Genomic DNA, 4,001 nt, shown 5'->3' on the forward strand with positions numbered 1-4,001 from the left:
ATGAACGCGTTCTCCAGTGGCATCGTCTCGATCATCGGACGCACGCCCGTCAGCACGCTGAAGTCCAGCGCCTTCTCGTTCTCATAGGGTGAGCCGGTGATCGATCCCGCGATGCTGCGCTCGCCAACGACTAGCTGGCCGGTCGATATGGGCAACGGGTCTTTGCCCACACCCAGCACGATCAGCCGGCCCTGCGGCGCAAGCCCCCGCAACAACGCGGACACTACGGCGGTGTTGCCGATGGTCGTCACGATGGCTTTCGCTCCACCCATCGCCTGAAGCCTCGCTGCCGCGTCTTCCTGATTCGTGTCGATATAGACATGCGCGCCAAGTGCCAGCGCATCGTCAGCGATGTCGGTGCCGCGTCCCGCCGCAACGACCTTGAAACCCATGCGACGCGCGTATTGAAGGGCCATGTGCCCGAGGCCGCCAATGCCCAATACGGCCACGACATCGCCCGCCTCCGCGCCAGATTTCCTGAGCGCATTGAAGGTAGCGACACCCGCGCACAGGATGGGCGCGGCTTCTTCGGCGTTCAGTTCGTCGGGTATCGAAATCAGGCCCGTGCTACGGGCCAGCATCATTTCGGCATAGCCACCCTCGCATGAAGCGCCGACAATCGGCTGGTTCTGGCAGAGCTGGAACTGGCCGCGGCGACATTGAGGGCATTTGTTGCAGTGTCCGCCGAGACGGCCCACGCCAACGCGTTGGCCGATCTTCCAGATCGATGGCGTACCCGCTCCAATGGCAGCAATGCGGCCGACAACTTCATGGCCGGGCACGCGGGGCGACTGCAGTGTCGGGGCCGCCCCTTCGATATCACTGACGTCGGCTCCGCAGATGCCGCATGCCTCGACCTCGATCAGCACCTGACCGGCGTCTGGCACAGGTGTCGGGCGTTCCACCATTTCAAGCATTCCGGGTTTCGTCGCCTGCATTGCGCGGTAAGTCTTTTTCATCGTCAACTCCTTGTCATATTCCGTTCGCCGCAAGACGCGTCCTGACGTGTCGCGGCATCCTTCAATGCACGCACCCCCAGGCTCGCAGCCTCGATGGCGCCCGCAACGTAGCCCGGAAAGTGCGGCGACCATTCGCTGCCGACGCCCACGAGCCGGCCATGCCAGACGCCCGACGAGGCTTCGGCCGAAGGTACCGCGCTGTGCTGAACCACTGCATCCTGATCGGCTGCGGTGGCGGTGTAGGGGTCGGCAGCCCAGTCCTTGATGAATTCGGCTGTGGGCGTTGCGGCCCTCGCGCCGAACAGCCGGGTGAGCTGCGCACGGCAATGCGCGCGCAACACGTCGTCGGCAACCCTTCTTCGGACGCTTGCCGGAACGCCAAAGAAGCCGAACAGCGCCGCACTGCCGCCGGGTGCCGAGGCGTCGTAGATTTCTCCCAGCGGTCCCCGCGCGCTGCGTGCTTCGCCGGACAGTCCTTCCTCACGCCAGAACGGCGCGTCGTAGACGGCGACGTACTTTGCATGTGGCGCCATCCAGGTCGCGGTACGGCGCCACGCCCGTTCCAGGGTTTCGGGTAGCGCCGGTGTGAATTCGATTGTCGCCGCGGCGAGACGTGGCGGAATGGCGAGCAGCACATGCCCGGCACACAAGGACGTGACCTGTCCACGTGCGCCCTCGATGTCCAGTTCGACGTGATGCCCAGTACAGCGCAGGCGTCGCACCGGGTGGCCCGTCATCATGCGCGCCGGCGCGAGGCGGCTGCGCACCGCGTCGATGAGCGCAGCCATCCCTCCGACCAGGCGCGCGGAAGATGGCGAGGATGCATAGCCACGGATTCGCGCTGGCCGCTCGTGCGGCGAACGTTCAACCATCATGTCGCCCGCTTCGTGCTGCTCGAAGCGCTCCAGTCCCAGGTCGTGGACAAGTCGGTCCAGCTGAGGCTGTAACGCAGGCCAGAACCACGCCGGTCCGAGGTCGAAACGGTGAGGATGTTCCGTTACGCTCCCGGTGCCTGCAACCATCAGCCCGTTCGCAGGAACGGACTCAATCCGGCCACCGAATGTGTCGCGTGCCTCAAGGAGTACGTAGTCCCTGAGGCCATGCTCTTCGAGCAGGGAGGCGGCATACAACCCACTGAGGCCGCCGCCAATGATCGCGATGTGTGCGGTTGACATGGCTTATCTGCAAGTCGTAAGACCGGCGAAGTGGCCCGTCTTCAGATACAGGGCGGCGCCATGCGGGCCGGCCACATAATCGGGATATTCGCCCGCAGGCAGACGCAACCAGCTACCTCGAACGTATTGCCGCCCGTCGGTCCACAGCTCGCCGGCTAGCACCAGCAGTTCGGCGCTATTAACTGCGTTCGCGAAAAGCGGCTCGTCCCGATCGAGACGTACCAGGACGGTCTGTTCGGAGGCATCCGCAAACAGCGGGCAAACTTCACGGCCTGCGCGTCGTTCCCAGCGAGACGGGTTGCGGGTGTCGATACGCACAGAACGGTCTTCCTCAGGCGGCATCTGCCCGAGCTTCACGAAAATGATTGCGCCCCCATCGCTGGAGGGCTGATGCGACGACCCAGTTGGATTGCGCAGATACCATCCGGCCGGATAGTGCTGATTCCCTTCCGAGAACGTGCCGGACAACACAAGAATTTCCTCGCCGCCTGGGTGCTGGTGCAACGGGAAAGACGAGGCGGAAGCGTATCGCACGATACTCGTCGCACGCGCCGTCTCGCCGCCCAGCCGGTCGAGCATCACGCGCTCGACGCCGCCCTGTGGCGAGGTAATCCATTGGTATTGATCGGCCGCGACGACAGCGCGGCGCGAGAAGTCCGCGTTGACGTGCATCGCGTTTCCTCCATGAACGGGAGGCCGGCGGCCGATTGCTACAAGAGCCTCAGCCGCCGGCCTCGGACGGTCTATTTGTTTGGCAGCACAGCGTGTGCGTCGAGAACGCGCGCTGAGTAAGTCAGCGCGGCGCCTGCGTTCAGCGCAATCGCGACACCCAGCGCTTCGGAGATTTCCTCCAGCGTGGCGCCGTGCTCGACCGCCTTCCTGGTATGCACAGTGATGCAGCCGTCGCAGCGCGTCGTGACAGCGACGGCCAGCGCGATCAGTTCATGGATCTTCGGCTCCAGTTTGCCGGTCTTCACGGCGGCGCCTTCGATCGTCATCAAACCGCGAACCACATCGGGGGTGAGCGTGCCGTATTCGTTCACGCGCGCGATCAGCGCGTCGCGATAGGTATTCCAGTCTTGCATCATGGTGGTGTGTCCAGGTGACCAGGTGAGGGCTCGTGCCGTGGCTCGAAGCCCCATTGAATACGTGTTATGCGGCCTGATAGATGCGCACATCCGGTACGTCGTCCAGCAGCGGCTTGAGACCGCCGACCACATCGGCGCTGAATAACGCGCTCTCCAGGTAGGCTTTAGCGTTTTCTTCGGTGTCGAAACCGTGCAGCACCTGCACATCCTGCTCGCGCACCAGCAGTTCCTTCGACTTCGCGCCCGCGATCGTATTGAGGAACGCGGCCTTGTACTTCTGATAGACGCCGACGGCAGCGGCACGGTTGGCATCGGCGATCTTCAGGGTGATTTGCAGATAGACCATTTCTCAGCTCCGGTCAGGGAAGAGGTGATCAGGCCTGGCGACCCGCCATCACGCCGCCATCGACGGAGAGGACGGTGCCCGTAATCCACGACGCGCCCGGAGAAGCCAGGAACAGAATCGCCTCGGCGACGTCGGCCGGCTGTCCATTGCGACCAAGCGGGTGGAAAGCATTGAAGGCCGGCAAGGATTCCTTGACCTGGTCGTCCGTCATGAACGTGTTGTAGACGGGCGTTTCCACCACGGCCGGTGCGACGGTGTTGACCCGGATGTTCGAGGCCGCAAGTTCGATAGCAAGGTTGCGCGTCAACGCATGTACGCCGCCATTCGCCGCGGAGTACGCAGCCGAAGGCGTCGCCCCGATGGCCTGCAGGGCCCAAAGCGAGCCTGTCTGCACGATGGCGCCACCACCGCGCAGCTGCATCGCCTTCGCCGC

The 4,001-nt window shown here is 63.9% G+C and carries 6 protein-coding genes; all 6 read right to left on the bottom strand.

Going from position 1 to position 4,001, the window contains the following annotated elements; genetic code table 11:
- Window positions 1–959: alcohol dehydrogenase (locus tag BMW76_RS39800; protein ID WP_143062461.1), on the bottom strand; the 959-nt coding region annotated here is incomplete at its 3' end.
- Between the two features lie 2 nt (window positions 960–961).
- On the bottom strand, window positions 962–2,134 hold the full coding sequence (locus BMW76_RS39805; protein ID WP_090874145.1) for a flavin monoamine oxidase family protein: 1,173 nt from the start codon (window positions 2,132–2,134) through the stop codon (window positions 962–964).
- A 3-nt stretch (window positions 2,135–2,137) separates the two neighbouring features.
- Window positions 2,138–2,806 carry a cupin domain-containing protein gene (locus BMW76_RS39810; protein WP_090874146.1) on the bottom strand — a complete coding sequence of 223 codons (669 nt, stop codon included), beginning with the start codon at window positions 2,804–2,806 and terminating at the stop codon, window positions 2,138–2,140.
- A 71-nt stretch (window positions 2,807–2,877) separates the two neighbouring features.
- The gene (locus BMW76_RS39815; RefSeq protein WP_090874147.1) at window positions 2,878–3,222 is read right to left on the bottom strand and encodes a carboxymuconolactone decarboxylase family protein; all 345 of its coding nucleotides are present in this window, start codon (window positions 3,220–3,222) and stop codon (window positions 2,878–2,880) included.
- A 64-nt stretch (window positions 3,223–3,286) separates the two neighbouring features.
- Window positions 3,287–3,568 (bottom strand): hypothetical protein, encoded by a 282-nt coding sequence (locus tag BMW76_RS39820; RefSeq protein ID WP_090874148.1) that lies wholly within the window; start codon window positions 3,566–3,568, stop codon window positions 3,287–3,289.
- A gap of 28 nt (window positions 3,569–3,596) precedes the next feature.
- Window positions 3,597–4,001 (bottom strand): SDR family oxidoreductase (locus BMW76_RS39825; protein WP_143062462.1); only part of this gene is annotated, 405 nt, incomplete at its 5' end.

This window comes from Paraburkholderia diazotrophica (assembly GCF_900108945.1).
Classification (GTDB): Bacteria; Pseudomonadota; Gammaproteobacteria; order Burkholderiales; family Burkholderiaceae; genus Paraburkholderia; species Paraburkholderia diazotrophica.